General features: G+C 43.4%; 1 protein-coding gene. It reads right to left on the bottom strand.

Annotated elements, in window-relative coordinates; translation table 11 throughout:
• Positions 1 to 41 precede the first annotated feature (41 nt).
• Positions 42 to 431, bottom strand: a 390-nt coding sequence (locus FOI68_RS22915) for a preprotein translocase subunit SecY (RefSeq protein ID WP_370512176.1), incomplete at its 5' end; no start/stop codon positions are given.

The following is a 431-nucleotide window of genomic DNA, read 5'->3' as shown; positions in this document are numbered from 1 at the left end:
CCTCAGCTCTAAGAGGCAAGGGGCGGTTGCTCCTGATCTCTTTAATTAATAAAACCTCGATAGTGGCGTTTCACAAGCTGGCTTTCTAGCTGTTTCATTGTCTCGAGCGCAACACCGACGACAATGAGCAAACTGGTTCCACCGATGCGAGCGGAAGGTGGTAAACTAGCAAAATTGACAAAGAACACAGGAAGAACCGCGACTGCTGCTAAAAATATCGAACCGACAAATGTAAGCCGGTATAAAATTTTGGTGACATACTCCTGTGTATTTTTCCCTGGACGTATCCCTGGGATATAACCACCTTGTTTTTTCAAGTTGTCCGCCATTTGTTCAGGATTGACTTGAACAAAGGCATAGAAATACGTAAAGGCGATAATTAATAGCACGTAAAGAACCATGCCAACTGGGTGTGTATAGTTGAATGTTTT

The organism is Brevibacillus sp. LEMMJ03 (assembly GCF_007197875.1).
Lineage (GTDB): Bacteria > Bacillota > Bacilli > Brevibacillales > Brevibacillaceae > Brevibacillus > Brevibacillus thermoruber.
This window is presented reverse-complemented; position numbering and strand designations above follow the sequence as displayed.